The following is a 26,084-nucleotide window of genomic DNA, read 5'->3' as shown; positions in this document are numbered from 1 at the left end:
ACCATGTACCGTGGCACCAAGATCGTAGCAACCATCGGCCCCGCATCGACCGATTTCGATATTCTCGTCAAGATGATTCGCGCAGGCGTCGACGTCGTCCGCCTGAACTTCTCGCATGGCAGGGCCCAGGACCACATCGATCGCGCTGCCCTGGTACGCCGCGCCGCCGCCGAGTGCGGCCGCGAAGTGGCGATCATGGCCGACATGCAGGGTCCGAAGATTCGCGTCGGTAAGTTCGAGAACGGCAAGATCTTCCTGAACAACGGCGATGCCTTCATCCTCGACGCCAAGTGGGGCGAGAACGGCGAGCTGGGCAACCAGGAACGCGTCGGCCTCGACTACAAGGCACTGCCGCGCGACGTCAAGCCGGGCGACAAGCTGCTGCTGAACGACGGCCTGATCGTGCTGGTCGTCGACAAGGTGGTCGGCAGCGAGATCTACACCACGACCAAGGTCGGCGGCGAACTCTCGAACAACAAGGGCATCAACCGCCAGGGCGGCGGCCTGACCGCGCCGGCGCTGACCTCGAAGGACATGGAAGACATCAAGACCGCGATGAGCTTCCAGGCCGACTACCTGGCGATTTCGTTCCCGAAGAACGCGACCGACATGGAAATGGCGCGCCAGCTGGCGAACATCGCCGGCGAGCCCTTCGGCCACAAGCCGATGATGATCGCGAAGATCGAGCGCGCCGAAGCGATTCCGGTGCTGCAGGAAATCCTGGACGCCTCCGACGGCATCATGGTCGCCCGCGGCGACCTGGCGGTCGAAGTCGGCAACGCGGCCGTGCCGGCGCTGCAGAAGCGCATGATCCGCATGGCGCGCGAATCGAACAAGCTGGCGATCACCGCGACCCAGATGATGGAGTCGATGATCGTCAACGCCGTGCCGACCCGCGCCGAAGTGTCGGACGTGGCCAACGCCGTGCTGGACGGCACCGACGCCGTGATGACCTCGGCCGAGACCGCATCGGGCAAGTACCCGATCGAAACCGTCGAGATGATGTCGGCAATTTGCGTGGAAGCCGAGCAGTCCGAGTACAACAAGCTCGAAGCCGACTTCCTGAACGTGAAGTTCACCCGCATCGACCAGTCGATCGCCTACGGCACCCTGTTCACCGCCCACCACCTGGGCGTGAAGGCCATCGTGGCCCTGACCGAATCGGGCTCGACCGCGTTGTGGATGTCGCGCCACTCGATCGATACGCCGATCTTCGCCCTGACCCCGTCGCAGACGACGCAGCGCAAGGCTTCGCTGTACCGCAACGTGCGATCCTTCCACCTGCTGCAGGAAGGCGGCAGCCACGCCGTGCTGCGCAAGGCAGAGGAACTCCTCATGCGCGAAGGCGTCGTACGCAAGGGCGACCTGATCGTTGTAACCTGGGGCTCGCCGATGGGGCAGGCCGGCGGCACCAATGCGCTGAAGATCGTGCGCGTTGGCGATGCAGAGAATTTTTTGAAGGAATCCTCGTAACACCCTGCAACGCTTAATGCCGTCATTCCCGCGAAGGCGGGAATCCAAGTTTTGCGTGAGTTGACGTTACGCGTCTAACTTGGGTTCCCGCCTTCGCGGGAACTACGTGGCAACAATAAGAAGAGCGTACGGGTTAATCGAGGTTCCACACACAGGTTTTTTTATTGTTTGGAGCTACATCATGGCACTCGTATCAATGCGTCAACTGCTGGACCACGCCGCCGAAAACGGCTATGGCCTGCCGGCTTTTAACGTCAACAACCTGGAGCAGGTCCAGGCCATCATGGCCGCGGCCGATGCCACCAACAGCCCGGTGATCATGCAGGCGTCGGCCGGCGCCCGCAAGTATGCCGGCGAAGCCTTCCTGCGCCACCTGATCGACGCCGCCGTCGAAGCCTACCCGCACATCCCGGTCGTCATGCACCAGGACCACGGGCAGTCGCCGGCCGTCTGCATGGCCGCGATCCGTTCGGGCTTCACGTCTGTCATGATGGACGGCTCGCTGGAAGCCGACGGCAAGTCGGTCGCTTCCTATGAGTACAACGTCGAAGTGTCGCGCGAAGTCGTCAAGTTCTCGCACTCGATCGGCGTGACCGTCGAAGCCGAACTGGGCGTGCTCGGTTCGCTGGAAACCATGAAGGGCGACAAGGAAGACGGCCACGGCGCGGACCGCACCATGACCCGCGAAGAGCTGCTGACCGACGTGGCCCAGGCCGCCGACTTCGTCGCGCGCACCCAGTGCGACGCGCTGGCGATCGCGATCGGCACCTCGCACGGCGCCTACAAGTTCACCCGCCAGCCGACCGGCGACATCCTGGCCATCGACCGCATCAAGGAAATCCACGCGCGCATCCCAAACACCCACCTGGTGATGCACGGTTCCTCGTCGGTGCCTCAGGACCTGCTGGCGATCATCCGCGAATTCGGCGGCGACATGAAGGAAACCTATGGCGTGCCGGTCGAAGAGATCCAGGAAGGCATTCGTCACGGCGTCCGCAAGATCAACATCGACACCGACATCCGCCTGGCGATGACGGCTGCGGTTCGCAAGTACATGTTCGAGAACCCGTCGAAGTTCGACCCGCGCGACTTCCTGAAGCCGGCCCGCGAAGCCGCCACCCAGATCTGCAAGGCGCGCTACATCTCCTTCGGCTGCGAAGGCATGGCCTCGAAGATCAAGCCGGTGCCGCTGGAGAAGATGGCCGAGCGTTACAAGGCTGGCGAACTGGCGCAGATCGTTCAGTAATCGTTTTGTCGCCGTCGTTCCCGCGAAAGCGGGAACCCATACGCCGCGTGCCAAGTGGCTCAGTATGGATTCCCGCTTTCGCGGGAATGACGGCTCGATGCGGCACCGCATCAAGAATTGACGTAAAATTACGCACTTCCTCACCGGCGGCCCCCCGCCGGTTTCGCTTTATCAAGATACCCCCTCTATGAAAAGCCTCTACCAATCCACTATTTCCTCCCTGCCACTGCTCGGCCGCGGCAAGGTCCGTGACAACTATGCCGTTGGCGACGACAAGATCCTGATCGTCACCACCGACCGCCTGTCGGCCTTCGACGTCGTGATGAACGAGCCGATTCCCGGCAAGGGCATGGTGCTCAACCAGATGAGCGATTTCTGGTTCGACAAACTCGGCCACATCGTGCCGAACCACCTGACCGGCGTGGCGCCGGAATCCGTGGTGGCGCCTGAGGAAGTGGAGCAGGTCAAGGGGCGCGCCGTGGTCGCCAAGCGTCTCAAGCCGATCATGGTCGAGGCGGTGGTGCGTGGCTATATCATCGGTTCCGGCTGGAAGGATTATCAGGCCAACGGCGCCATCTGCGGCATCCACCTGCCGGCCGGCCTGCGCCAGGCCGACAAGCTGCCCGAGCCGCTGTTCACCCCGGCCGCCAAGGCCGACCTGGGCGAGCACGACGAGAACATCAGCTTTGAGGAGATGGAGCACCGCATCGGCATCGAACTGGCCGAGAAGATCCGCGACGTCAGCATCAAGCTGTACAACGCCGCATCGAAGTACGCGGCCGAGCGCGGCATCATCATCGCCGACACCAAGTTCGAATTCGGCCTCGACGAGAACGGCGTGCTGCACCTGATGGACGAAGTCCTGACCGCCGATTCCTCGCGCTTCTGGCCGGCGGATTCGTACGCCCCGGACATGTCGCCACCGTCCTTCGACAAGCAGTTCGTGCGCGACTACCTGGAAACTTTGACCGAATGGAAAAAGACCCCGCCGGCGCCGCCGCTGCCGCAGGACGTGATCGACAAGACCCAGGCCAAGTATTTCGAAGCCATCGAACGCCTGACCGGCGAGAAGCTGAAGGTCTGAGCAATGGCAGAGAACAACAAGCCATTGGTCGGCGTGATCATGGGTTCCAATTCTGATTGGGACGTGATGCAGCATGCGGTCGCCATCCTGAAGCAGTTCGGCGTGCCGCATGAAGCGCAGGTGATCTCGGCCCACCGCATGCCGGACGAGATGTTCGCGTATGCCGAAAGCGCGCGTAGCCGCGGGCTGCGCGCGATCATCGCCGGCGCCGGCGGCGCTGCCCACCTGCCGGGCATGGTGGCCGCCAAGACCATCGTGCCGGTGCTGGGCGTGCCGGTGCCTTCGCGCTACCTGCGCGGCGAGGATTCGCTGCTGTCCATCGTGCAGATGCCGAAGGGCGTGCCGGTGTCGACCTTCGCCATCGGCGAGGCCGGCGCCGCGAATGCGGCCCTGACCGCAGTCGCCATCCTGGCCGCCACCGACGATGCACTGGCTGCGCAGCTGGAAGACTTCCGCGCCAGGCAGACTGCCGCCGCCAAGGCCATGACCCTGCCGCTGGAATGATGAGTAATCAAGAGACCAAGCCCCTGCTGCCCGCCGCCAACCCGTCCACCTGGCTGGGCGTGATGGGTGGCGGCCAGCTGGGCCGCATGTTCGCCCAGGCTGCGCAAGCCATGGGTTTCAAGGTCGCGGTGCTGGAGCCGAGCGCCGATTGCCCGGCCGGGCAGGTCGCCGAGCGCCTGATCGAGGCCGGCTACACGGATGCCGCCGGCCTCGATGCGCTGGCAAGCCAGTGCGCAGCCGTGACCACCGAATTCGAGAACGTCCCGGCCGACAGCCTGAGCAAACTGGCGCAGCAAGTCTTCGTGGCCCCGAACGCGCATGGCGTGTCGGTGGCCCAGGACCGCATCGCCGAGAAATCCTTCTTCGTGGCCTGCGCAAGTAAATCCGGCGTGATGCCGGCGCCGTACAAGGTCATCGCATCGCAGGCAGACGTCGATGCCATCCCGGACGATCTGCTGCCCGGCATCCTGAAAACGGTGCGCATGGGCTACGACGGCAAGGGCCAGGTGCGCGTGCGCTCGCGCGAGGACGTGCGCGCCGCCTTCGAATCCATGGGCAAGGTCACCTGCCTGCTGGAGAAGATGCTGCCGCTGGCCTACGAGGTTTCCGTGCTGACCGCGCGCGGCCATGACGGCGCTTCGGTGGTGTATCCGATCGCCGAGAACGTGCACCGCGACGGCATCCTGTTCACCACCACCGTGCCGGGCCCGAACGTGTCGCAAGACTGCGCGCGCAAGGCGCAGGATGCCGCGCGCGCGATCGTCGCCGAACTCGGTTACGTGGGCGTGCTGTGCATCGAGTTCTTCGTGCTGGCGGATGGTTCGCTGGTCGTCAACGAGATGGCGCCGCGTCCGCACAACAGCGGCCACTACACCATCGACGCCTGCGTCACCAGCCAGTTCGCGCAGCAGGTGAGGGCGATGGCGCGCCTGCCGCTGGGCGATGTGCGCCAGCATTCGCAGGCCGTCATGCTGAACATCCTGGGCGATGTCTGGTTCGATGGTGACACGGTGCGTGAACCGGCCTGGGACAGGGTGCTGGCCCTGCCGGGCGCCAACCTGCACCTGTACGGCAAGGACGACCCGCGCCGCGGCCGCAAGATGGGCCACGTGACCTTCGTCGCGCCGACGCTGGATGAAGCACAGCGCCAGTTCGAGGCTGCCTGCGCCATTTTGGGAATCGCGCCGTGACCCAGCAACAAGCAATGGAAGCAAGCCAGGCTGACATCGACGCGGGCGCACGCGCGCTCGAAGCCGGCAGCCTGGTCGCCTTCCCGACCGAGACCGTGTACGGACTCGGCGCCGACGCCGAGAACCCGGCGGCGGTCGCGGCCATCTATGCCGCCAAGGGCCGTCCGCAGGACCATCCTGTGATTGTCCACGTGGCGCCCGGCGCGCCGCTCGATTACTGGTGCGCCGACATCCCGTCCGAAGCACGCCAGCTGGCCGAAGCCTTCTGGCCCGGCCCGCTCACCATGATCCTCAAGCGCGCGGCCAACATCCCCGACGCCGTCTCCGGCGGCCAGGACACGGTCGGCATCCGCTGCCCCTCGCACCCGGTGGCGATCCGCATGCTGCAAGCCTTCAAGGGCGGCAAGGGCGGCGTGGCGGCGCCTTCCGCCAACAAGTTCGGCCACGTCAGCCCGACCACCGCACAGCACGTGCGCGACGAATTCGGGGCCGATCCGCGCATCGCCGCGGTGCTGGACGGCGGCCAGAGCGAGGTCGGGATCGAATCGACCATCGTCGACCTGTCGCGCCTGGCCACCCATGGTCCGGTGCTGCTGCGTCCCGGCCATATCTCGGCCGAGGCGATTGCCGCCGTGATCGACCGCATGCCGGCCCGTCCGGATGCGGCGGCGCCGCGCGCATCCGGCACGCTGGAATCGCATTACGCGCCGCACACGCCGGTGGCGATGCAGGACACCGCCACCCTGGCCTCCACCCTGGAACGCCTGCATGGGGCAGGGCGCAAGGTCGCGCTGATCCATTACTCGGCCTTGCCGCAAACGCATGCCGAGGTCGCGCTGCCGGCCACGCCGGAAGGCTTTGCCCACGCGCTGTACGCCGCGCTGCGCGCGATGGACGGCGCCGGCGCCGACCTGATTCTGGTCGAGGCGCCGCCGCAGGATGGCGCCTGGCTGGGTGTCAACGACCGCCTGCGCAGGGCTGCGCACGGGTCGAGCGGGATCGTGCACGGGCTGATAAACAACACTCCTACCTTCTGATACAAACCGGGTCTTCTCAAAAACGCATGCGGAGTGCATGCTTGTCGGAAATTTAGTTCGACCGTCGTCCCCGCGCAGGCGGGGACCCATACGCCGCGTGATCCGTGGCTGAGTATGGGTCCCCGCTTTCGCGGGGACGACGTGTTTTGCAGCCTCGTTTTGTCAGAAGGACATCCCCATGCGTTCGCTCCACACCCTGGGCCTCAGCCTCAGCCTGGGCATGCTGCTTGCCGCTTGCAGCGGCGGCACCACCACCGGCGGCACCCCGGTCGGCGTCACCAATCCCGCACCGCTCCCGGCCCCCGTCCGCGGCAGCCTGGTCGGCCAGGCAGCTTCCGTCGCCGTGAGTATCGCCGGCAACAGCTTGACCACCCTGTCGCCGTCCGTACTGGCCGGCTTCCTCGAATCGGCCCAGACCGGCACCCTGGCGGTGGCCGGCCAGCCGCAGTGTTCGGTCTCGGTCTACCGCGTGCACTACAACACCATCGGCGGCGCCGGCGAGGCCACCGATGCCAGCGCGGCCATCTTCGTGCCGACCGGCAGCGGCAACTCCTGCAGCAATTCGCGCCCGGTGCTGCTGTACGCCCACGGCACCTCGCTGCAGAAGTCCTATGACATGGCGGACATCGCCAACAACACGGAAGCGCGCCTGGCCGCCGCCGTGTTCGCGGCCCAGGGCTTCATCGTCGTGGCGCCGAATTACGCCGGCTACGGCGGTTCCTCGCTCGGCTACCACCCCTATCTCGACCGCACGCAGGAAGGGGCCGACATGATCGACGCCCTGCGTGCGGCGCGCAGCAGTTTTACGTCCATCGGCGTGCGCGATTCCGGCAAGCTGTTGGTGACCGGCTATTCCCAGGGCGGCTATGTAGCGCTGGCGGCCCAGCGCGCGATGCAGGACCTGAACAACGCCGAGTTCACGCTCACCGCAGCGGCCGGCATGTCGGGTCCGTATGCGATTTCGCGCTTCGGCGACGATTTGTTCGGCGGGGCGCCGCGCGATGGCGCGACCGTGATCGTGCCGACCATCATCAACGCGGCCCAGCACGCCAGCGCGGCCATCTACGGCAAGCCCGGCGACGTCTACGAGGCGCAGTACGCCGCCACCATTACGGACCTGGTGCCGGGCACCCTGGGCAGCAGCGAACTGGTCAGCCTGGGCAGGCTACCGGCCACCGCCTTGTTTGCCGCCGACTCGATGCCGCAGACGCCGGGCCATACCCAGTACTTCGGCGCCGGCAACCTGATCCGCAGCGATTACCGCGCCGCGTATCTTGCCGACATGGCGGCCCATCCCTGCGAGGGGAGCGCCAGCGCGCCGCTGAACTGCGCGCCCGCGCACAGCCTGCGCAAATGGCTGGTGCGCAACGACCTGCGCAGCTATCTGCCGATGGCGCCGACCCTGCTGTGCGGCGGCCACGACGACCCAACCGTGCCTTACTTCAATACCACGGCGGCAGCGGCCTACTTCCGCGCGCGCGGCGCCGCGATCACCGAGCTCGACATCGACGACACGCCCAGCCTGAACGACCCCTACCGCAGCGCCAAATCGGGCTTCGTCGCGGCCAGGACCATCCTGCGTGCGGCCAACGGCGATGGCGCCGTCGCGTCCAGTTATCACGCGGGTCTGGTTGCGCCGTTTTGCATGGCCGCTACACGGGATTACTTCCAGTCCGTGCTGGCGCGTTAAGGCTGCCCAAATACACTTTTTACGTATGACAAGCTCGGCTGCGTTGCTATAATCGCCAGCGCTGCCGGCTTCATCTGTACCGTGTTGCAAATAATGTTGCCCAAGCACGATACAGAAGGCTTTCCCTATACAACCAAGCTGAACACTGGCATATTAGTTGTGATACGAATAGCACGGGCGTTCGTTTCAAAAGCAAAGAAAACCTCATCTAGGAGACACAATGCGTAAGACCTCTTTCGCGCTCGCACTGCTGACCGCAGCCGTTCTGACCGCCTGCGGTGGCAACGGCCCGAGCGCCGGCAACCAGACGCCCAAGACCAAGTTCAGCAACCAGATCACTTTCGGCGACAGCCTTTCCGACGTCGGCACCTATGCCGTCGGCGCTGTTGCACAGCTCGGTGGCGGCCAGTACACCATCAACGGCAACAACACCTCGGTCAGCCCTGAACTGACCGGCAAGAACTACACCACCCTGATTGCAGCCCAGCTCGGCCTGCCGGCCCCATGCGCTGCTCAGACCGGCTTGCTCGGCACTGCCGCCGCCGGCTTCTCGGTCCCGGTGGTCGACCATCCGGAGTGCTTCAACTACGCCCAGGGCGGCGCCCGCGTGACCAACCCGATCGGCCCGGGCAACAAGGCGCTGGACAAGCCGGGCGCCGTCTCGCTGGGCCAGATGACCGTGCCGGTCGTCACCCAGATCGCCAACCACCTGAAAAAGGTCGGCGGCAAGTTCAAGAGCGATGAACTGGTCATCGTGATGGCAGGCGGCAACGACGCGCTGGAGCAGCTGGGCGAACTGTCCGCCGCTGCCACCGCCGCCGGCGGCCAGGCACTGGCACAGAGCCTGGTGACCCAGCTGGCCCCGGGCACTACCAACCCGGCAACCGGCGCAGCCGCCATCGGCGCAGCGATCCAGGCCGAAGCCGCCAAGCCGACCGCTACCCCGCAGACCATCATCGCCGCCGCGATCGGCGCTGCCGCGCAGAACGGCAACACCGCCGCCGTCGCCAACGCAGCCACCATCGGCGGCACCGCCGGCGCTGCTGCAACCGCGGCCGGCAATGCCTACTCCGCCGCTCACGGTGCCGACCTGGTCAAGAACATGGCCACCGCCGGCGCCGAACTGGGCGTGCTGGTCAAGAACCAGATCCTGGCCAACGGCGCAGGTTATGTGGTTGTGAACAACCTGCCGGACGTGTCGATCTCGCCGTCGGCCAAGGCACAGTCGGCCGATACCCAGAAGCTGATCGCCGCCATGGTCGATGCCTTCAACTCGCAGCTGAAGGCCGCCGTCGGCGCCGAGCCGAAAGTGCTGTACGTCGACCTGGCATCCGTCAGCCACGACCAGGCTATCAACCCGGCACCGTACGGCCTGACCAACACCACCAGCCCGGCTTGCGACCTGAGCACTGCCAAGAACCCGCTCGGCTCCTCGCTGGTCTGCAACAAGAACAACCTGATCGCTGGCGACGTCAGCCACTACATGTTCGCCGACCTGGTGCACCCGACCCCGTTCGAGTACTCGCTGATCGCGCGCTATGTGCTGGAGCAGATGACCGTCAAGGGCTGGCTGTAATTTTCAAGAATAAGAATCAGGAGAATCTATGAACGCACGTATCAATGTCGTGAAACTGCTGGTTGCCGGTGGTGCTCTGGCTGTGGCGACCAGCGCCATGGCGCAGTCGAAGGGTCAGTTTGCCATGTCCGTCGGCGTCAGCCAGCTGGTGCCGAAAGTGGAAAGTGGCCCGATTTCGGCGCCGGCCTTGCCGAATTCGCTGGCGGATGTGAGCAAGGACAGCACTCCGATGGTGCTGCTGAACTACGGCCTGACGGACAACATCTCGGTTGAAACCGCAATCGGCGTGCCGTACAAGCACAAGCTGTACGGCGCCGGCGCGATCCAGGGCACCGGCCAGCTGGGCACCGTCAAGGCTGCGCCGGCGATCGCCTTGCTGCAATACCGCTTCTTCCAGCCGGATACCCCGTTCCGTCCGTATGTCGGCCTCGGCGTCACCCGCGCGATGTTTTTCAAGGAGACCGGCTCGTTCGGCATGACCGCCCTGACCAATCCAGGCGCCGGCACCCCGACCACCTTCAGCATCGACAACAAGTGGACGTACTCCGGCCAGGTTGGCGTGCAGGCGAATATCAGCCAGCACTGGTTCGCCAACGCGGCCTTCATCAAGACCCGCGTGCGCACCGACGTGCACTTCTCGACCGGGCAGTTCCAGCACGTGAAGCTTGATCCGAACGCCTACCTGATCTCGGTCGGCTACAAGTTCTAAGCCGATCGCCGGTACGGAAAACCCCGCTGCGGCGGGGTTTTTTTATGGGAGTCAGGAAAACGTGGCGCGGTAGGCGGGCGGCAGGTCGATGGCGTAGAAGGCGCCGCTGAAGGCCGCGACGATCAGCACCGCCAGCACGCCGCCCAGCGCAATGCCGCCCCAGGCCAGGCGCGTGCGCGAAGCCAGCGGCATGCGGGCCGGCAGGTGACGCCGCAGTGCGCAGGCCAGATGAACGAACAGCGCCGTCACCGCCAGGCCGTAGTAGGGCACGAAGAACAGGGGATACGGCTTGACCTGCAGGCCGGCCGCGGCAAACCAGAAGTTGGTGTCCAGGCCGAGCAGCGTGCGGCCGAACAGCACCGAGACCACGTGCACCGCCAGGAAGAAGGCGAGATAGGCGCCCGACAGCGCCTGCAGCCGGTCGAACAGCAAGCGGCGCTGCCCGCGGCGGCGCCACAGCAGCCGCAGCCCCGACCCCGCCTGCACGGCCACGCCAAGCAGCAGCAGCGCCTCGACCGCCGGCACGCGGGTGATGTTTCTGGCCGCCTCCATGAAGGCGATGTGCGCTGCGATACTTTTCAAGGCGGCGAGATGGTTCGCCAGGTGCACCAGCACATACAGACCGGTGACGAAGGCCGCAGTGCGGTGCAGCCGGCGTGGCAGGTCGATGCGCCTATCCATGGAAGGGGCAGGCGTGCAGATTGCCCGACGAAGGCGCCGGCGCCGGCGCGGCGTGCGCGGGACCGGGGACGCGTGCTGCCAGCACCAGCCGCAAGCCGCCTGCGGGCCGCAGCGTCACTTGCATCTTCGCTTCGGGCACGCCCTGGCCCGGCGCCGGCGCGAGCGTGAAGCGCTGCACCAGCATGGCCAGCGCCAGCGTCATCTCCATGGTGGCGAAGCCGTTGCCGATGCAGACCCGCGGTCCGGCACCGAAGGGGATATACGCGCCGCGCCGCTGCTCGCGCGCCGCGTCTCCCAGGAAGCGGTCCGGGTCGAAGCCTTCGGGCTGGGCGAACCAGCGCGCGTCGCCTTGCGGGACGAAGAAGGGCATCGTCACCAGGCTGCCTTTGGGTACCAGCCAGTCGCCGATCTGCACGTCCTCGATCGCGCGCCGCATCAGCACCCCGGGCACCGGCGGATAGCGGCGCAGGGTTTCCTTGACCACGGCCGCCAGCAGGGGAAGGCGCGGCAGGTCGGCCATCGCCGGCGCACGCGCACCGAGCACGCCGTCGACTTCAGCCGCCACGCGCGCGGCGAGCGCCAGGTCGGCAGCCAGCGCCCACGCCGCCCAGGCCAGCGCGGTGGCGGTGGTTTCGTGGCCGGCCAGGAAGATGGTCATCAGCTGGTCGCGGACTTCATCGTCGCGCAGCAGGGCGCCATCGCCGTCCTCGTCGCGCGCCGTCAGCAGCATGCCGAGCAGGTCCTCGCCCGCGCCTGCGCTGGGGTTGGTACCGGCGGCGATCGCGGCGCGGCGTTCGCGGATGTGCGAGCGCACCAGCCCGTCGAGCAGGCGCAATTCGCGGCGCTTGGCGGCCTGGCGCGGCAGCGGGGCCCAGGCGGGAATCGCGAAGGGGAGGAACATCTCGGCGTAGCCGATCGCGGACAGGGTGCGGATTGCCTGTTCGATGCGCGCCGTGTCTTCCTCGACGCGGCTGCCGAACATGGTCCGCAGGATGATGTCCATGGCCAGCATGTTCATCGTGTGCTCGGCGTCGATGGCGGTGGCGCCGTCGGCCGGCAGGCTGCCGAAAGCACGCGCTGCCGCCGCCGTCACCTGGCCTGCGTAGGCGTCGAAGCGCTTCGGGCTGAAGGCGGGCTGCAGGGTGCGGCGCTGGCGCTGCCAGGTAGCGCCTTCGCTCATCAGGAGGCTGTTCCCGTGCAGCTGGCGCATGACCGCGATGTGCTGCTCGTAGCGGATGAAGGAGCGCGCCTTGTCGACCAGCGCCTCGCGCACCTGGTCCGGGTGCATGAAGGCGTAGTGGTGGAGCCAGCTGTGGCGCATGTAGACCGTATCGCCGTATTGGCGCTGCGCTGCGCGCCAGAAGCCGAGGTAGTCGCCTTCCATGTCGGCCAGCAGGCGCAGGCCGAAGGCGCGGTCACGCGGACCGGGCGGGCGGGGGATGGTCGTCATCGTCATCGTCCTTGGTGAATTCGTCGGCAAACTCCAGCCGGTAGACCCAGTCGGCTTCTTGGCACATGGCGTCGCGCGCCAGCTGGGCCGGCGTGCGCCCGGTCTGCGCCTTGCATTCGCGCGCCATGTGCGACTGGTCGGCGTAGTCGCAGTCGAGCGCGTGATCCGCCCAGTCGATGGGCTGGCCGGCCAGGTGGCGCCGCTGGGCGGCGAGGAAACTGCGCTCGCCGCGGCGCAGGCGATTCAGGGTCTGCAGATTGGCGCCCGCTTCGCGCAGGGCCAGGCGCTGCAGCTGGCGCGGGCCGATCCCGAGCAGGCCGGCGGCCATGCCCAGGGTGATGCGGCTGCCCATGCGGCGGATGCGCAGCCAGGCCGGCAGCTTGTGGTGTTGCGCGTGCCCGGTGATGCAGGCTTCGACCAGGCTCTGGCGCGCGGCGTTCGAAGCGGCTGCGAACACGGCCTCCACCAGTTCGCGTCCGCGCGCCGGCAGCACCGCGTGCGCATCGACGAATTTGTTCTGCAGGGCCGCCAGGTCGACGCCGAACAGGGACTGGAAGGCATCCGGATAGAACATCGCCATGAAGCCGTAGGTGTCGCCGCGGTTGCGCGAGACGAAGGGCTGGGTCTGGCAACCGCTGACCACGCAGCCCGACAGCACCAGGCCCTGCTGGCCGCCGGCATCGCTCAGCAGCTCGGCCTCGCCCTCCAGGAACCAGGTCAGCACGCAGTGCGCGCTGGCCGGGAAGCGGTTCAGCAGCTGCTCGCCCTGCAGCGCACAATCGCGCGTGTCGCGCAGCATGAAGGCGCGCACGAAGGGCGATACCTCCACCGAGGGCTGGTAGAGGCGAGCGACTGGCGAGCGCAGGGAGGACGGAGCATTCATGGTCATGATTGTGGAATTGTCATTCCCAGCAATATAGAACGATCGCGACATGCCGGACGTAAAAAAACCCGCTCGAAGGCGGGTTTTCACGGGACACAGCCGGGATTAGAAAGCCGCGATGCCGGTCTGCGCACGGCCCAGGATCAGGGCGTGGATGTCGTGGGTGCCTTCGTAGGTGTTGACCACCTCGAGGTTGACCATGTGGCGGATGATGCCGAACTCGTCCGAGATGCCGTTACCGCCGAGCATGTCACGTGCGGTGCGGGCGATGTCCAGCGACTTGCCGCAGGAATTGCGCTTCATGATCGAGGTGATCTCGACCGCGGCCGTGCCCTCGTCCTTCATGCGGCCGAGGCGCAGGCAGCCTTGCAGGCCCAGAGTGATCTCGGTCTGCATGTCGGCCAGTTTCTTCTGCACCAGCTGGTTGGCGGCGAGTGGCTTGCCGAACTGCTTGCGGTCCAGCACGTACTGGCGCGCGGTGTGCCAGCAGTCTTCCGCCGCGCCCAGCGCGCCCCAGGCGATGCCGTAGCGGGCGGAGTTCAGGCAGGTGAACGGACCTTTCAGGCCGCGCACGTCCGGGAAAGCGTTTTCTTCCGGGCAGAACACCTCGTCCATGACGATTTCGCCGGTGACCGAGGCGCGCAGGCCGAACTTGCCGTGGATGGCCGGGGCCGACAGGCCTTTCCACCCCTTCTCGAGCACGAAGCCGCGGATCGCGCCTTCGTCGTCCTTGGCCCAGACCACGAACACGTCGGCGACCGGGGAGTTGGTGATCCACATCTTCGAGCCGGTGAGCGAATAGCCGCCGTCAACCTTGCGGGCGCGGGTGATCATCGAGGCCGGGTCGGAGCCGTGGTTCGGCTCGGTCAGGCCGAAGCAGCCGATCCATTCGCCGGTGGCCAGTTTCGGCAGGTATTTCTGTTTGGTCGCTTCATTGCCGAACTCGTAGATCGGCACCATCACCAGCGAGGACTGCACGCTCATCATCGAGCGGTAGCCGGAATCGACGCGCTCGACTTCGCGCGCGATGAGGCCGTAGCTGACGTAGTTCAGGCCCGGGCCGCCGTATTGCTCCGGAATGGTCGGGCCCAGCAGGCCGAGTTCGCCCATTTCGCGGAAGATAGACACGTCCATGGTCTCGTGGCGGAAGGCTTCGAGGACGCGGGGCTTGAGCTTGTCCTGGCAATACGCGGCGGCGGCGTCGCGCACCATGCGCTCTTCATCAGTCAGCTGCTCGTTCAGCAGCAGCGGGTCATCCCAATGGAACTGGGCTTTGCGGGGCGAATCGGAACGGCTCATGCACGGGACTCCTGTCTCAGAAGAATCTTGTTGGACGTGGGGCGGTCTGGCGCCGCCCGAGTCTAGGCATTATAGGAATCGCGGGGGCTTGCGGCTTTTGAAATGGCGACAGTTATTTTCACTTTCTCACTGAAAGCACGCCGCCACTGAACTTCGGGGTCAGAGCCCCCCCAATCAAAACCGGGCTCTGACCCCGTCTATGTCGTGCCGAACTGGCCGCCGTGGAAGATCAGCGCCGGCTGCGGATGCGCGGCGCATTCTTCGACTTCGCCGACGAAGATCACGTGGTCGCCTTCCGGGTAGCGGCTGCGGTTATGGCATTCGAACCAGGCGGCCACGCCTTTCAGGATGGGCTGGCCGGTGCGCGAGAGTTCGTAATCGGTGCTGGCGAAGGGATCGGCGCCGCGGCGGGAGAAGCGCCGCGCCAGTTCTTCCTGGCCGGCGGAGAGCACGTTGATCACGTAGTGCGAGTTGCCCGTGAAAATGGGCATGCTGTTGGCCTTGTCGGAAAGGCTCCACAGCACCAGCGGCGGTTCCAGCGAGACGGAATTGAAGGAGCTGGCGGTCAGCCCGCGGAAACTGCCGTCGGCCAGGCGGGTGGTAATGACGGTGACGCCCGTCGCAAACTGGGACAGGGCCTGGCGGAAATGCGCGGAATCGAAACCGCGCTCGGAGGAGCGGGGAGAGCTGGTGTTCATCTACGCCATTATGCCACCAACGGTCCGGCTGCCTGGAGTCGCTTCACCTGGGAAATGCACAGCCGTGCGCTTTCGGTTACAGTGAAGTCTGAACAAAACCCTCCCAAGGACATCGTATGAGCCAGCAATCGGCAAGCGAAGTGGCAATCCTGGGCGGCGGCTGTTTCTGGTGCCTGGAAGCGGTGTACCTGGAAGCGCGCGGCGTGACCCGCGTCGAATCCGGCTACATGGGCGGCACCGCCGCCAACCCGACCTATGAGCAAGTGTGCGCCGGCACCACCGGGCACGCGGAAGTGGTGCGCCTGGAGTTCGATCCGAACGTCATTTCCTACCGCGACATCCTCGAAATCTTCTTCACCATCCACGACCCGACCACCCTGAACCGCCAGGGCAACGATGTCGGCACCCAGTACCGCTCCGTCATCTTCACCACCTCGCCGGAACAGGAAGCGACGGCGCGCAAGGTGATCGCGGAGATGGCGGCCGTGTGGGACGCGCCCATCGTCACCCAGGTGCTGCCGGAAGAGACCTGGCACAAGGCAGAGGATTACCACCAGAATTATTTCGCGCAGCACCCGCTGCAGGGCTACTGCGCCTTCGTGGTGGCGCCGAAGGTGGCGAAGTTCCGCAAGACCTTCGCCGACCGCATGAAGTAATCAATGCCTGGTCGACAGCAGGTCGACCGCGCCGCTGCCGTCATACATATACCGCCGCGACCACGGCATCTGCGCCGGATCCTGCCCCGCCTTGCCGCACACGATCTGGTACAGGCTGATCCAGTCGTGCGCGAAGGCATAGGCGCAGCCGGCCAGGTAGACGTGCCAGATGCGGAAGGTCTTGGGATCGGCCAGCTGGCGGATGCGCTCGGCATTGCTCTCGAAGTTTTCGGTCCACAGCGCGCAGGTGCGCGCATAGTGGCGGCGCAGGTTTTCCACGTCGCGCACTTCGAGCCCGCCTTCCTGCATGGTGCGGATGACGGTGGACAGGTGGGCCAGCTCGCCGTGCGGAAACACGTAGCGGTCGATGAACTCGCCGCCGCCCCAGGGACTGGCGCGCTGCTCGACGTCGGTGGTCGTGATGCCGTGGTTCATCGCGACGCCGCCCGACGCCAGCAGTTGATTGATGCGGCCGAAGTACTCGGACAGGTGCTGCACGCCGACGTGCTCGAACATGCCGACGCTGGTGATCCGGTCGAACTCGCCGGCAACGTCGCGGTAATCCTGCAGGCGGATCTCGACGCGGTCCTGCAATCCGGCCCGCGCCACCCGCTCGCGCGCCAGCTCGAACTGATTCTGCGACAGCGTCACGCCGACGCAACGGGCGCCGAATTTCTGCGCCGCCCGCAGCACCAGCGCACCCCAGCCGCAGCCGATGTCGAGCAGGGTATGGCCCGGCTGCACGCCGATCTTGGTGAGGATGTGGTCGATTTTTTTCGTCTGCGCGGTGGCCAGGTCTTCGTCGCCGGTCTCGAAGTAGGCGCAGGAATACACCATGCCGGGATCGAGGAATTCCTTGTAGAAGGCGTTGGAGACGTCGTAGTGATAGCGGATCGCCTCGGCGTCCTTTTCGCGCGTGTGCGGCGAGACCATGCGCAGGGCGCTCGCCATCCGGCTGTGGCGGGCCGGCTTGCCGGTCGATTCGGCCAGGGAATTGCCGATCTGGATCATGTCGGCCGCCCGTCCCTCGATCTCGAGCGCGCCTTCGACATAGGCCTCGCCCAGGTTGCCGAGGGTCGGCGACAGCAGGTAGCGCAGGCTTCCGGGGCTCGGCACGCGGATCTTCACGCGCGGCTGTTCGGACGACAAATCGACCTGCTCGCCGTTCCATAGTTCGACGCGCAAGGGCAGGTTGTATTTGTCACGGATGCCTGCGGTCCAGGCGGATAACTTGATCTGGTCGAACACGCGAAGTCCTCCAACTGACGGAGCTTCGCCGAACCTTCGCGGCCTTGAAGCCCCTTACGGTTGCAAACGCTGCCGCGTCCAGCTACCGTCTTCCTGACGCGTGTACACGACACGGTCGTGGAAGCGTGAACGCCGCCCCTGCCAGAACTCGATCCGTTCCGGCACCAGTCGAAAACCGCCCCAGTTGTCTGGCCGCTGGGGCGTCTCTCCACACTGTCGCGCAACGTCCTCGTAGTTGTGTTCGAGGTCTGCGCGGCTGGCGATCGGCGCGCTCTGTTGGGACGCAATCGCCGACAGCCGGCTCTTCAGTGGCCGGCTGTTGAAGTATTTATCGCTTTCCTCGGCTGAGGTACGCTCGACCTTTCCTTCGATTCGCACCTGCCGTTCAAGTTCACTCCAAAAGAATAGCAGAGATGCAAATGGATTGCCGTTCAGTTGTTTTCCCTTCTGGCTATCGTAATTCGTGTACCAGGTGAAACCGCGCTCGTCGAATTGCTTGATCAGCACGATGCGCGAGCTCGGCCGGCCGCGCTCGTCGACGGTCGAGACGCCCATCGCATTCGGCTCGTTGACCTCGGCCTTCAGGGCTTCCTCGAACCAGCGGGTGAACTGCTGGATCGGATCGTCGGCGACGTCCTTCTCGTCGAGGCTGGCCTGGCCGTAGTCCTTGCGCAGGTCGGCCACGCGCTCACCGACCGATGCGGTGCTTGCCGGCGCAGCCACGCTGCCGCCCGGCATTGCAACGTCCGGCACGTCCGCCGCAGCAGGCTCGATGCCGCGGCGGCGCTGCATGGCCTGGCCCAGCTGCTTCATCTGCTGTGCATCAAACAAGCGCAGCGCCATTGGGGCCATTGTGCTTTCCTCGCGCTCCATATGGTTGAGGTAGCGCTGCGTGAAACGCTGCACGGTGCTGCTCGAGAGCTGGGCGCCGCTGCCATCCGCGATGGCGCTCAGCTGCTCGTGCAGGTCTTGCCACATCGCATCCATATCCTTGTGGTCCTGCAGGATCACGGGCGCCAGCGCCTGCAGGGTGGCGGCGTCCTCGCCCCGGGCCACGGCGCGCAGCATGGGGATCAGGTCCTGTTCCTCGTCGTCGTGGTGCAGGTGGGCGGCCTTTTCGAAATAGCGCAGCACGGCCGTGGCGGCCTGGCGCGCCTGCTGGTCGGCGCCGTGTTCGGGCAGATGGGCCAGCAGTTTTTCCAGGGTCGCCAGCTGCTTGCGGATGCGTCCATGGCAATGCTTGAGCACGGCGACCGGCTGGTCGAAATCGGGGGCGGTGTCTGGAAGAAGCTCGTTCATGGTGGCTGTTGCGGACGGGTGAATCGACCGAAATATTTGATTGACTGAAAGTTATTTTAGAGCAAGGACGGGGATTCCGTCCGGTAAAATGGCGGGATCATGACGACACTCTCTTCTTCCTTGCTTGCGCCGGCTGGCGCGGACTTCGATGACGAAGTCGACTTCGAGCGCCGCTTCGGCGGCATCGCCCGTCTCTACGGTGAGCGTGCACTGGAACGCTTCCGCAAGGCGCACGTTTGCGTCATCGGCGTGGGCGGGGTCGGCTCCTGGATCGTCGAGGCTTTGGCCCGCAGCGCCATCGGCAAACTCACCCTGATCGACCTGGACAACGTGGCCGAGTCGAACATCAACCGCCAGATCCAGGCGCTGTCGACGACCATCGGCATGCCGAAGATCGAGGCCCTGAAGCAGCGCATCGCGCTGATCAACCCCTATTGCGAAGTCGAGCTGGTCGAGGATTTCATCGACCCGGACAACATCCCGCAGATGGTCGCGCCGGGCAAATTCGATTACGTGTTCGACGCCATCGACAGCGTCAAGGCCAAGGCGGCCCTGATCGCCCATTGCCGCGACCATGCGATTCCGCTGATCGTGATCGGCGGCGCCGGCGGCCAGACCGACCCGACCAAGATCGAAGTGCGCGATCTCGCCCGTACCGAGCAGGAACCGCTGCTGAAGAAAGTGCGCAAGATCCTGCGCGCCCAGTACGGGTTTGCCAAGGGCGAAAAGAACAAATACCACATCGACGCCGTGTTCTCGATGCAGCCGCTGCGCTATCCGGAAGCCGGCGACGCCTGCGAGATCGATGCCAACAGCATCACCGGCCTGAACTGCGCGGGCTTCGGCTCGAGCATGGTGGTGACCGCCACCTTCGGCATGGTCGCGGCCGGGCACATGCTGCGCAAGATGGCGGAGGCGGCAAATGCCGTCGCTGCGCCGGCTGTCGTGCATGCGGCCGTGCCGGCGGCCAACGATGCTGTGCAAGCGGAAGAGGCCTTGTTATCATAGGTTCAGTTTTTTTACTGAACCATGAAAGAGGCCCAATGATTCGTCGCATCGCCTTCCTGAGCCTGCTGCTGGCTGCCACCGCCGCCGCCGCGCAGGACTCAACCCAGACCACGGCCCAGACCACGGCCGCCACCCCGGACAGCGCCCAGCAGGCGTCCGACCAGCCAACCCAGCAGACCGTCGAGTCGACCGCGCCCAAGCTCCAGGTCATCGACACCGTCGTCGGCAAAGGCAAGGAAGCCACGATCGGCAGCACCGTCTTCGTCAACTACACCGGCTGGCTCTACAAGCCCATGGCCAAAAAGCAGCACGGCCGCAAGTTCGACTCCTCGCTGGATGCCGGCCGCAGCCCACTCGATTTCCGCCTCGGTTCCGGTATGGTCATCAAGGGCTGGGAGCAGGGCGTGGCCGGCATGAAGGTGGGCGGCAAACGCACCCTGATCATCCCGAGCGAACTCGCCTACGGCAAGCGCGGCTCGCCCGGCGGCATCCCGCCGGATGCCGATCTCATCTTCGACGTGGAACTGCTGGACGTGAAGTAAGTCAAATGACAACTTAAGGCGGAGGTCTGCATGCGCATCGCGAACGACGTTACTGAACTGATCGGTAATACTCCACTGGTGCGCATCCGGCGCCTTTCACAGGGCGCCGGCGCGGACATCCTCGCCAAGCTCGAGTTCTACAACCCGGCCCACAGCGTCAAGGACCGGATCGGCTGGGCCATGATCGAGGCCGCCGAGCAGGCCGGCAAGATCGGCCCCAACACCATCATCGTCGAACCCACCAGCGGCAACACCGGCATCGCGCTGGCGATGGTGTGCGCGGCGCGCGGCTACCGCTGCCGCCTCGTCATGCCCGAGACCATGAGCAACGAGCGCCGCATGCTGCTGCGCGCCTATGGGGCTGAGTTAGTCCTTACTCCGGGTCCGGAAGGCATGCTGGGCGCGATCCGCCGCGCCGAGGAAATCGTCGCCGCGGACCCGAACTGCTTCATGCCGCAACAGTTCAACAATCCCGCCAACCCGGAAGTCCACCGCCGCACCACGGCCGAGGAAATCTGGCGCGACACCGACGGCAAGGTCGACATCCTGGTGGCCGGCGTCGGCACCGGCGGCACCATCACCGGCGTGGCCGAGGTCATCAAGGAACGCAAGCCCGGCTTCCAGGCAATCGCCGTGGAGCCGGAAGCCTCGCCGATGCTCTCGAAAGGCACCAAGGGCCCGCACCCGATCCAGGGCATCGGCGCCGGCTTCATCCCGGAAGTGCTGAATACGAAGATCTACGACGAGGTCATCACCGTCAGGAACGAGGATGCCTTCGAGGTCGCACGCGCGGCTGCGCGCGAGGAGGGCCTGCTGGTCGGGATCTCATCGGGCGCGGCGCTGTGGGCCGCGGTGCAGGTGGCGAAGCGGCCGGAGAATGCGGGGAAGATGATCGTGACGATCATTCCTTCGTTTGGTGAGCGGTATCTGAGTACTGCCCTGTACGCCAACCTGGCTGGTTAATTTGCGTGGGCACGTTCGTATTGAGGCCCCCGGCCTCAATACCCCACCCTACCGTGCCCACGTATCAATGTTCAATGGGCGTGGCCCGCGTGGGCATGGCCGTGATCGTGGTCATGATTGTGGTCGTGCTCATGCTCATGCTCATGCGCCCCATGCAGCGCGCAGCTGCTGTGCTTCGTCGTCCCTTGTTCCACCTGCAGCGTGCAGTGGTGGATGGCAAAATCCTCGCGCAGGTGCTCGACGATGTGGTCGATCGTCTCGTCGCCCGGATAACCGTCCGGCATCACCAGGTGCGCCGTCAGCGCGGTCTCGGTGGTGCTCATCGCCCAGATGTGGACATCGTGCACTTCGGTGACGCCGGTCTGCGCGGTCAGGAAGGCCGTGACCTGGGTCGCGTCGACGCTGGCCGGCACGCCCGCCAGCACCAGCTGTATCGATTCCTTCATGAGCGACCAGGTACCGCCCACGATGATCACCACGATCACCAGGCTGACCGCCGGGTCGAGCCAGGTCCAGCCCGTGTACATCACGACCAGGCCCGCCACTACAACACCTAGCGACAGCGCAGCGTCGGCCGCCATGTGCAGGTAGGCGCCGCGCACATTGATGTCGTCCTTGCTGCCGGACATGAACAGCCAGGCCGAGAAACCGTTGATCAGCACGCCGATGGCCGCCACGATCGACACCGTGGTGCCGGCGACCGGCTCGGGATGGGCGAAGCGGTGAATCGCTTCCCAGGCGATGGCGCCGCAAGCCACCATCAGCAGCAGCGCATTGAACAGCGCCGCCAGGATCGAGGTGCCGCGCAGGCCGTAGGTGAAGCTGCGCGTCGGCGCGCGCTTGGCCAGCAGTGCCGCGCCCCAGGCCAGGGCCAGGCCAAGCACGTCGGACAGGTTGTGCCCGGCATCGGCCATCAGCGCAGTCGAATTCGCGATGAAGCCATAGAAGAACTCGATGGCGACGAAGGCGATGTTCACGCCGATGGCCAGCACGAAGGCGCGGCCGGCGTCGGCCGGGGCCGGATGGTGGTGACCGTGGCCGTGGCCATGTCCGTGGTCGTGATGGTGGTGAAGGCTCATGCGTCTATTCCGTTGGGTGAGTCAGGTTCTGCGAGGTGTTCGAACATGTTGGCGAGCAGCCCGCTGATGTGGGCGTCGGCGGCGGTGTAGAACACCTGCTTGCCCTGGCGCTCGGCCTTGACGATGCGCGCCGCACGCAGCAGGCGCAGATGGTGGCTGACCAGGGAGCTGGACAGCTCGAGGCTGGCCGCGATATCGCCTACCGCAATCGGCTGCGCCAGGCAGGCCAGCACGATGCGCAGCCGGGTCGGGTCGCCCAGCAGGTGGAAGAGGTCGGCGAGTTCGTCGACCAGGTAGTCGAAGTCGTGTGGGATGCTCATCTTTAACATGTGAAGAACTGTTCACATGTTAAGCGCAAGCTTCAGTCCGGCGCAAGTTTTATCTTTGTTACGTCCGAATAAAAGCTTGAACCGAATAATAAAGTCTTGAACGACCGCAGAGCTACAAATAATAGAACCTTGAACAGAAGTTGCTGGCCGTCTAGTTGCTAGCTCTCTCATCACATAGATTTCCGGCCCAGCTCGCTTTCAATTGACAAAGGAGAAATTGTGCCCATAATAGTTCACAAAGTTGTTTTAATAACATCCGGGTTTGGTGTATGAGCCCTTTCGCAACCGAATTTCGGAATTTGCGGATAGCTTGTGGCTTCCGCCAGGCGGAGTTCGCCGCGCGACTGGGTTTCGAACAAAGTTATATCTCGGCCATCGAGCTAGGCACGAAGGGCCCACCGACGCCTGATTTTGTAAGTCGTTTGGTCGAGCGTCTAGAGCTGAGTGATGACTGGAAGTCCCGTCTGTTCAGCGCACTAGACGAGTCGCAGCGCAAGATCGTTCTTCCTAGTGAGGCACCAGAAGAGGTCTATAGGTTGTTCAACGAACTGCGCCGGCAAGTTGGAACTTTGCATCCAGTGCAGGTGGAGCTCATGCAAATAGCTCTGCGCCTCCCAGAGTCGATGTCGCATGATCTACCCGAGGTTTCATCGCTCCCGCGACGGCGGAGAAGCGAACCCAACAAGAAGGCGGAGGTCAAAGTGTAAGGGTGCGTGGCTATGTACGTTGTGTAGCAAGGGTACCGGCGGTCGTACATGCCAGCCTTTCCGCTACTAGCAACTGAAGTGCGTAGTACCGTTTATTGCTGTTTAGGGAAATATTTACGCCTAAGCTTTGACCTACGACCGGGCTATACAAATTTGCTGGTAGGCAACACCTGTCCGGACACAACCACTAAGGGAAGCGGAACTGATGTTGCGAAGTGCCCTGGACGAACCGCCTGTGCCCCAGCTGGATAGTAACCAGTCTGACATCGTTCTCCCCACGGAGCCGCGTCCGAAGCTGCGGCGATCAGGTGCGATGACGCACAGGAAAATGTGCGAATTGATTCAACAGGGGCGAGGCATGGGCCACGGCCGTTCCTATTTGCCGTGGCTGATGTTGCGGCGAAAGAATCCTTCTCCCAACTCCAATCAAGCGGCTTCTTGGATGCCGCCACTTCAACGCACGGCACACTATTTCTCTCGCGGCGAATACCACACCGCGCTCTTGCTGCTCTGGCTAGGCGTCAAAGACCTACGCGAGCAATTTCCTATTTGGCCCATCCCTCATCCTCATCCACTGGAGGGCATGCCAGGAATGCCACACGCTCAAGCGCCTTGGTCGCGCGGCTTGCTTACGCTCGCTCGCGAGGCTGGGATCGAGCACGGGTTCGAGTTCGGAACCCGGCTGCCGTACGTGGCGACTCTCGATTTACTGGCAACCGTGCCGTTGCCTAAGGGGACCGTGCTAGCAATATTTTCATCCAAACCTATCAAGGAGCCGAACACGGATGTTAAGTTGCGCACTCTCGAGCGGCTAGAGCTCGAGCGCCGGTATTCGATGGATATCGGCGCCAAGTATTTTGTTTCGAGTTCAGCCCTTATTCCGTTGTCAATCGCAGGACGGCTCGAATCGTGGCTGGACGCCTCCACGCTCGACTGCGCACCTCATCTGGTCCAGCTGCGGCAGCAGTTCGTAGATTACTTCAACCAGGACCTTGAACGCTCGCTCAATGAGACAGTTCAGGCAGCCGCAAAACTGCTATCGATTGAGCTGGAAGATGCGTGGCTATTGTTTCGTCACTGCGCATGGACACAGGCCGTAGACATTGATCCGTCTGTTCCGATTCTTACCTCACGCCCGCCGCAACCAGGTGGCCGGGTTTGGCGCGATTCATTGCGTCGCACCCTTTTTGGGGAGACGTGGTCGTGACCGACGAAATTATTGTAGTGGGCGACCTGATCATGGGCGTCGCTGAGGACAACCCCCTTGCTGGATTACACCGGGTCTTGGAGCTTACCCCTCGCTTCGATCGAGCAACGTTGATCCCAATTCCCTCGGTGCGTAAGCTCCCTGGGAGAAAGCAGGCCAATTATTACGCAAAGGGCTTCTTTTCATTCAGGCTTTCCCTGCTGCAGTCCTTACTCGACACCAAGGTAATCAAGAAAACTGTCCTGCAACTCCCGGGACACTGGCATTTAAGTGATGCCGATCTGAGGAAGCTTTCGCCCCCTAAAGAAGACCCGAAGATCCCATTAGAAGATTGTCACCGGTCGCCACTTGAGCTCAGGCGTAATTTCAAGATGAAGTTGATCGATCCTATTATCGAGACGACCCAAAATCGGGAACGGCGTCCACCTGATCTCACGTGTCTCGATGCAATGGTGCGAGACCGTGCGCGAGAAGTTGGGGTAAGCCCAGGGCAGGTATTTGACGCGCTACACCGATGTTACGCTTTTGGATGTATAAGAAATGCACTCCTCCCTAATTTCACGGGTCAGTCGGGAGCGCCTGGCGTACCACGTCGAGCAAAGAATAATGTGAAGCTTGGCCGTAAGAATGCGGCTGTGAAAGCTGGACACCCCGAACTCGCGGGCCTTCTCTTAACTGATGCAGATATCCAGAATATTCAGGACGGCTTCAGCATGTTCGTGCGGGGAGGGACTACAGTTCCCCAAGCGTTTCTTGCAATGAGCGCTACCTTCTACAGTACCGGTTACACGCTGAAGCATGGACATTTGGTCCCGGATTTGCTCGACGCCCATCTGAGACCAACACCGATTGAGTTTGCGTACCACGGCCCGAGAGGCGGTAACGGCACAGGCGCGGCCCGCAGGCTGATGGGAGAGGGAGAGTGGGCTCGCAACTATAGACCACTTTTTGGATCTGTACGTGACGGTATTCCTACGATAGGTCAAGTAGGATCCTTGGATGCTTCTCCAGTAGACGTCAATTTTGTATCGTGTAGCGATCCTCTGCAACCAATCGGCGTTGGTCGCGGTCTGTTCGTGCGTGATGCTTGGTCAGGGCTGTACTTGGGATGGCACGTCAGTTCGGGCGGCCTTGGCACCGATGACGCTAAACTCGCCATTCTGAGGGCCGCAACCGACAAGTCCTCAATTCTCAAACGTTATAACCTAGACCTACCGCCAGAAGACTTTCCGTCCCTTTTCTTTACCAAGTATCTCTCCGATAACGGTGAGCTACGGAGTTGCGATGGAATTAGTTCGATTGGGGATGAGCTTAAATCACGAATCGAGTTTGTGGCCTGCGCGATCCTGCCGGGGCCAGTATCGTCTTCATCAGCCCACCGACGGAGGAACGACGCAAAGCGCAGGAAGGGCGGGACGTGTTCAAGCATCAGGTCAAACCCGCGATCGATTCGGATAACTACAAACCGCCAACGGTGAGTACCGTCTTGGGGAAGGACGAAGAACCAGCCATTCAGCAGGGAGCAG

25 protein-coding genes are annotated in these 26,084 nt (G+C 64.1%); 16 read left to right on the top strand and 9 right to left on the bottom strand.

Annotated features, from left to right (window positions below):
• Positions 1 to 3: 3 nt before the first annotated feature.
• The 9 genes from pyk to AC07PE_RS07125 all read left to right on the top strand — a co-directional run bounded on the left by pyk (position 4) and on the right by AC07PE_RS07125 (position 10,509).
• Positions 4 to 1,473 (top strand): pyruvate kinase, encoded by a 1,470-nt coding sequence (pyk, locus tag AC07PE_RS07165; RefSeq protein WP_498762701.1) that lies wholly within the window; start codon positions 4 to 6, stop codon positions 1,471 to 1,473.
• A gap of 181 nt (positions 1,474 to 1,654) precedes the next feature.
• On the top strand, positions 1,655 to 2,719 hold the full coding sequence (fba, locus tag AC07PE_RS07160; protein WP_498762700.1) for a class II fructose-bisphosphate aldolase: 1,065 nt from the start codon (positions 1,655 to 1,657) through the stop codon (positions 2,717 to 2,719).
• A gap of 187 nt (positions 2,720 to 2,906) precedes the next feature.
• Complete coding sequence (locus AC07PE_RS07155) at positions 2,907 to 3,803, top strand: phosphoribosylaminoimidazolesuccinocarboxamide synthase (RefSeq protein ID WP_498762699.1); 897 nt, start codon at positions 2,907 to 2,909, stop codon at positions 3,801 to 3,803.
• Between the two features lie 3 nt (positions 3,804 to 3,806).
• The gene (gene purE, locus AC07PE_RS07150; protein ID WP_498762698.1) at positions 3,807 to 4,307 is read left to right on the top strand and encodes a 5-(carboxyamino)imidazole ribonucleotide mutase; all 501 of its coding nucleotides are present in this window, start codon (positions 3,807 to 3,809) and stop codon (positions 4,305 to 4,307) included.
• Positions 4,307 to 5,497 (top strand): 5-(carboxyamino)imidazole ribonucleotide synthase, encoded by a 1,191-nt coding sequence (locus tag AC07PE_RS07145; RefSeq protein WP_498763007.1) that lies wholly within the window; start codon positions 4,307 to 4,309, stop codon positions 5,495 to 5,497. The genes purE and AC07PE_RS07145 overlap by 1 nt, the downstream gene beginning before the upstream one ends.
• Positions 5,498 to 5,511: 14 nt before the next feature.
• Complete coding sequence (locus tag AC07PE_RS07140) at positions 5,512 to 6,534, top strand: L-threonylcarbamoyladenylate synthase (protein WP_498763005.1); 1,023 nt, start codon at positions 5,512 to 5,514, stop codon at positions 6,532 to 6,534.
• Positions 6,535 to 6,712: 178 nt separating this feature from the next.
• On the top strand, positions 6,713 to 8,224 hold the full coding sequence (locus tag AC07PE_RS07135; protein ID WP_498762697.1) for an alpha/beta hydrolase family protein: 1,512 nt from the start codon (positions 6,713 to 6,715) through the stop codon (positions 8,222 to 8,224).
• A 220-nt stretch (positions 8,225 to 8,444) separates the two neighbouring features.
• Positions 8,445 to 9,800, top strand: a complete 1,356-nt coding sequence (locus AC07PE_RS07130; protein WP_498762696.1) for an SGNH/GDSL hydrolase family protein — start codon at positions 8,445 to 8,447, stop codon at positions 9,798 to 9,800.
• Between the two features lie 28 nt (positions 9,801 to 9,828).
• Entirely contained in the window at positions 9,829 to 10,509 is a 681-nt protein-coding gene (locus tag AC07PE_RS07125) for an OmpW/AlkL family protein (RefSeq protein ID WP_498762695.1), read from the top strand.
• 51 nt (positions 10,510 to 10,560) lie between these two features.
• On the opposite strand, the gene AC07PE_RS07120 is transcribed toward AC07PE_RS07125, so the two are convergent.
• From AC07PE_RS07120 to AC07PE_RS07100, 5 genes are all read right to left on the bottom strand, one after another.
• On the bottom strand, positions 10,561 to 11,190 hold the full coding sequence (locus AC07PE_RS07120) for a hypothetical protein (RefSeq protein ID WP_498762694.1): 630 nt from the start codon (positions 11,188 to 11,190) through the stop codon (positions 10,561 to 10,563).
• Complete coding sequence (locus AC07PE_RS07115; protein WP_498762693.1) at positions 11,183 to 12,640, bottom strand: cytochrome P450; 1,458 nt, start codon at positions 12,638 to 12,640, stop codon at positions 11,183 to 11,185. Before AC07PE_RS07115 ends, AC07PE_RS07120 begins: the two co-directional genes overlap by 8 nt.
• On the bottom strand, positions 12,606 to 13,529 hold the full coding sequence (locus tag AC07PE_RS07110) for a helix-turn-helix domain-containing protein (protein ID WP_498762692.1): 924 nt from the start codon (positions 13,527 to 13,529) through the stop codon (positions 12,606 to 12,608). The genes AC07PE_RS07115 and AC07PE_RS07110 overlap by 35 nt, the downstream gene beginning before the upstream one ends.
• A gap of 99 nt (positions 13,530 to 13,628) precedes the next feature.
• On the bottom strand, positions 13,629 to 14,822 hold the full coding sequence (locus tag AC07PE_RS07105; protein ID WP_498762691.1) for an acyl-CoA dehydrogenase: 1,194 nt from the start codon (positions 14,820 to 14,822) through the stop codon (positions 13,629 to 13,631).
• A gap of 197 nt (positions 14,823 to 15,019) precedes the next feature.
• Positions 15,020 to 15,520 (bottom strand): flavin reductase family protein, encoded by a 501-nt coding sequence (locus AC07PE_RS07100; RefSeq protein ID WP_498762690.1) that lies wholly within the window; start codon positions 15,518 to 15,520, stop codon positions 15,020 to 15,022.
• Positions 15,521 to 15,636: 116 nt separating this feature from the next.
• Between AC07PE_RS07100 and msrA the strand changes: the two genes are divergently transcribed.
• A complete protein-coding gene (gene msrA, locus AC07PE_RS07095) occupies positions 15,637 to 16,176 on the top strand; it encodes a peptide-methionine (S)-S-oxide reductase MsrA (RefSeq protein WP_498762689.1) in 540 nt (179 codons plus the stop codon).
• Here the strand turns inward: msrA and AC07PE_RS07090 are convergent, their stop codons facing one another.
• On the bottom strand, positions 16,177 to 17,424 hold the full coding sequence (locus AC07PE_RS07090) for a class I SAM-dependent methyltransferase (RefSeq protein WP_498762688.1): 1,248 nt from the start codon (positions 17,422 to 17,424) through the stop codon (positions 16,177 to 16,179).
• A gap of 54 nt (positions 17,425 to 17,478) precedes the next feature.
• Positions 17,479 to 18,723, bottom strand: a complete 1,245-nt coding sequence (gene pdxH, locus AC07PE_RS07085; protein ID WP_498762687.1) for a pyridoxamine 5'-phosphate oxidase — start codon at positions 18,721 to 18,723, stop codon at positions 17,479 to 17,481.
• Between the two features lie 99 nt (positions 18,724 to 18,822).
• On the opposite strand from pdxH, the gene tcdA reads away from it, so the two are divergent.
• The 3 genes from tcdA to cysK are packed head-to-tail and all read left to right on the top strand — an operon-like array spanning position 18,823 to position 21,236.
• Positions 18,823 to 19,731 (top strand): tRNA cyclic N6-threonylcarbamoyladenosine(37) synthase TcdA, encoded by a 909-nt coding sequence (gene tcdA, locus AC07PE_RS07080; protein ID WP_498762686.1) that lies wholly within the window; start codon positions 18,823 to 18,825, stop codon positions 19,729 to 19,731.
• Positions 19,732 to 19,766: 35 nt separating this feature from the next.
• Positions 19,767 to 20,273 (top strand): FKBP-type peptidyl-prolyl cis-trans isomerase, encoded by a 507-nt coding sequence (locus AC07PE_RS07075; protein WP_498762685.1) that lies wholly within the window; start codon positions 19,767 to 19,769, stop codon positions 20,271 to 20,273.
• Positions 20,274 to 20,303: 30 nt separating this feature from the next.
• On the top strand, positions 20,304 to 21,236 hold the full coding sequence (cysK, locus tag AC07PE_RS07070) for a cysteine synthase A (protein ID WP_498762684.1): 933 nt from the start codon (positions 20,304 to 20,306) through the stop codon (positions 21,234 to 21,236).
• A gap of 71 nt (positions 21,237 to 21,307) precedes the next feature.
• On the opposite strand, the gene AC07PE_RS07065 is transcribed toward cysK, so the two are convergent.
• Both AC07PE_RS07065 and AC07PE_RS07060 read right to left on the bottom strand, forming a co-directional pair.
• Positions 21,308 to 22,315, bottom strand: a complete 1,008-nt coding sequence (locus AC07PE_RS07065; RefSeq protein WP_498762683.1) for a cation diffusion facilitator family transporter — start codon at positions 22,313 to 22,315, stop codon at positions 21,308 to 21,310.
• Positions 22,312 to 22,635 carry an ArsR/SmtB family transcription factor gene (locus AC07PE_RS07060; RefSeq protein WP_498762682.1) on the bottom strand — a complete coding sequence of 108 codons (324 nt, stop codon included), beginning with the start codon at positions 22,633 to 22,635 and terminating at the stop codon, positions 22,312 to 22,314. Before AC07PE_RS07060 ends, AC07PE_RS07065 begins: the two co-directional genes overlap by 4 nt.
• Before the next feature lie 278 nt (positions 22,636 to 22,913).
• On the opposite strand from AC07PE_RS07060, the gene AC07PE_RS07055 reads away from it, so the two are divergent.
• The 3 genes from AC07PE_RS07055 to AC07PE_RS07045 all read left to right on the top strand — a co-directional run bounded on the left by AC07PE_RS07055 (position 22,914) and on the right by AC07PE_RS07045 (position 26,036).
• Complete coding sequence (locus AC07PE_RS07055; protein ID WP_498762681.1) at positions 22,914 to 23,351, top strand: helix-turn-helix domain-containing protein; 438 nt, start codon at positions 22,914 to 22,916, stop codon at positions 23,349 to 23,351.
• Positions 23,352 to 23,709: 358 nt separating this feature from the next.
• Entirely contained in the window at positions 23,710 to 24,558 is an 849-nt protein-coding gene (locus AC07PE_RS07050) for a hypothetical protein (protein WP_498762680.1), read from the top strand.
• 32 nt (positions 24,559 to 24,590) lie between these two features.
• Positions 24,591 to 26,036, top strand: a complete 1,446-nt coding sequence (locus tag AC07PE_RS07045) for a TnsB C-terminal domain-containing protein (RefSeq protein WP_498763003.1) — start codon at positions 24,591 to 24,593, stop codon at positions 26,034 to 26,036.
• Positions 26,037 to 26,084 lie beyond the last annotated feature (48 nt).

It is taken from the genome of Telluria sp. GW821-FHT07G12 (assembly GCF_059418525.1).
This window is presented reverse-complemented; position numbering and strand designations above follow the sequence as displayed.

Coding starts and splice junctions, on each gene's coding strand:
- pyk (WP_498762701.1), top strand. CDS start 4: ATGTACCGTGGCACCAAGATCGTAGCAACCATCGGCCCCGCATCGACC.
- fba (WP_498762700.1), top strand. CDS start 1,655: ATGGCACTCGTATCAATGCGTCAACTGCTGGACCACGCCGCCGAAAAC.
- AC07PE_RS07155 (WP_498762699.1), top strand. CDS start 2,907: ATGAAAAGCCTCTACCAATCCACTATTTCCTCCCTGCCACTGCTCGGC.
- purE (WP_498762698.1), top strand. CDS start 3,807: ATGGCAGAGAACAACAAGCCATTGGTCGGCGTGATCATGGGTTCCAAT.
- AC07PE_RS07145 (WP_498763007.1), top strand. CDS start 4,307: ATGAGTAATCAAGAGACCAAGCCCCTGCTGCCCGCCGCCAACCCGTCC.
- AC07PE_RS07140 (WP_498763005.1), top strand. CDS start 5,512: ATGGAAGCAAGCCAGGCTGACATCGACGCGGGCGCACGCGCGCTCGAA.
- AC07PE_RS07135 (WP_498762697.1), top strand. CDS start 6,713: ATGCGTTCGCTCCACACCCTGGGCCTCAGCCTCAGCCTGGGCATGCTG.
- AC07PE_RS07130 (WP_498762696.1), top strand. CDS start 8,445: ATGCGTAAGACCTCTTTCGCGCTCGCACTGCTGACCGCAGCCGTTCTG.
- AC07PE_RS07125 (WP_498762695.1), top strand. CDS start 9,829: ATGAACGCACGTATCAATGTCGTGAAACTGCTGGTTGCCGGTGGTGCT.
- AC07PE_RS07120 (WP_498762694.1), bottom strand. CDS start 11,190: ATGGATAGGCGCATCGACCTGCCACGCCGGCTGCACCGCACTGCGGCC.
- AC07PE_RS07115 (WP_498762693.1), bottom strand. CDS start 12,640: ATGACGACCATCCCCCGCCCGCCCGGTCCGCGTGACCGCGCCTTCGGC.
- AC07PE_RS07110 (WP_498762692.1), bottom strand. CDS start 13,529: ATGACCATGAATGCTCCGTCCTCCCTGCGCTCGCCAGTCGCTCGCCTC.
- AC07PE_RS07105 (WP_498762691.1), bottom strand. CDS start 14,822: ATGAGCCGTTCCGATTCGCCCCGCAAAGCCCAGTTCCATTGGGATGAC.
- AC07PE_RS07100 (WP_498762690.1), bottom strand. CDS start 15,520: ATGAACACCAGCTCTCCCCGCTCCTCCGAGCGCGGTTTCGATTCCGCG.
- msrA (WP_498762689.1), top strand. CDS start 15,637: ATGAGCCAGCAATCGGCAAGCGAAGTGGCAATCCTGGGCGGCGGCTGT.
- pdxH (WP_498762687.1), bottom strand. CDS start 18,723: ATGAACGAGCTTCTTCCAGACACCGCCCCCGATTTCGACCAGCCGGTC.
- tcdA (WP_498762686.1), top strand. CDS start 18,823: ATGACGACACTCTCTTCTTCCTTGCTTGCGCCGGCTGGCGCGGACTTC.
- AC07PE_RS07075 (WP_498762685.1), top strand. CDS start 19,767: ATGATTCGTCGCATCGCCTTCCTGAGCCTGCTGCTGGCTGCCACCGCC.
- cysK (WP_498762684.1), top strand. CDS start 20,304: ATGCGCATCGCGAACGACGTTACTGAACTGATCGGTAATACTCCACTG.
- AC07PE_RS07065 (WP_498762683.1), bottom strand. CDS start 22,315: ATGAGCCTTCACCACCATCACGACCACGGACATGGCCACGGCCACGGT.
- AC07PE_RS07060 (WP_498762682.1), bottom strand. CDS start 22,635: ATGAGCATCCCACACGACTTCGACTACCTGGTCGACGAACTCGCCGAC.
- AC07PE_RS07055 (WP_498762681.1), top strand. CDS start 22,914: ATGAGCCCTTTCGCAACCGAATTTCGGAATTTGCGGATAGCTTGTGGC.
- AC07PE_RS07050 (WP_498762680.1), top strand. CDS start 23,710: ATGGGCCACGGCCGTTCCTATTTGCCGTGGCTGATGTTGCGGCGAAAG.
- AC07PE_RS07045 (WP_498763003.1), top strand. CDS start 24,591: ATGGGCGTCGCTGAGGACAACCCCCTTGCTGGATTACACCGGGTCTTG.